The organism is Peribacillus alkalitolerans, assembly GCF_010882125.1.
Taxonomy (GTDB): domain Bacteria; phylum Bacillota; class Bacilli; order Bacillales; family DSM-1321; genus Bacillus_BN; species Bacillus_BN alkalitolerans.
Map to the genome: position 1 here is coordinate 1 of NZ_JAAGVZ010000077.1, position 1001 is coordinate 1001.

The window sequence follows — 1001 nt, forward strand, 5'->3', positions numbered from 1 at the left end:
ATCATTAGCTTTTATTCCAAGTGATCAATGGCTATTATTATTAATTTTTTATACATTAACTGCAATAGGCTCTAGTGGATCTAATGTCTTTTATGATGCTTTTATAACCGATGTAACAACGGAAGAAAGAATGAACAGAGTGTCATCTAGAGGATTCGGATTAGGATATATCGGGAGTACGATTCCATTTTTGACCAGTATCGCGATTATCGTGTTGGCACAAAATGAAGTTTTGCCTATTTCAACTACTTTAGCTAGCAAGATTGCGTTTTTAATCACTGCCATTTGGTGGGGCATTTTTACGATTCCTATGCTAAAGAACGTTTACCAGAAGTACGGCATCGAACGAGAGCCGAAACCTCTGATCAACAGCTTTAAACGTTTAGGTAAAACAATGAAAGAAATACGAAAATATCGTGCTTTGTTTTTATTCCTGCTTGCCTATTTCTTCTATATCGATGGCGTTGGAACCATCATAACGATGTCCACTGCTTACGGTTCAGATCTTGGAATCAGTTCTACTAATCTTTTAATCATCCTTTTTGTCACACAAGTGGTCGCTGCTCCTTTTGCCATTCTATATGGAAGGTTAGCAGAGAGATTTACTGGTAAGAAGATGCTTTACGTTGGTATATGTGTTTATATTATCGTTTGTATTTACGCATATTTCTTAAAAACAACGATGGATTTTTGGATTTTAGCGATGCTTGTTGCTACGTCTCAAGGTGGAATTCAAGCGTTAAGCCGTGCCTATTTTGCTAAACTGGTTCCGAAAGAAAACTCGAATGAATTCTTTGGCTTTTATAATATTTTCGGCAAGTTCGCTTCCATTATGGGTCCGTTGTTAATTGCTGTAACCGCGCAAGTGACTGGAAACTCTGCAAGTGCTGTGTTCAGCCTTGTCGTTCTGTTCATCATTGGTATTACGATTCTTATGTTTGTTCCAGAACCGAAAGTGGATTCGTCTCATACGATTAGTGCATAGAAAAAAACTGCTCTCT

1 protein-coding gene is annotated in these 1001 nt (G+C 37.7%); it reads left to right on the top strand.

The genetic code is table 11. From position 1 onward, the window contains the following. Window positions 1-985: MFS transporter (locus G3O09_RS22080; protein ID WP_163103583.1), on the top strand; the 985-nt coding region annotated here is incomplete at its 5' end. Window positions 986-1001 lie beyond the last annotated feature (16 nt).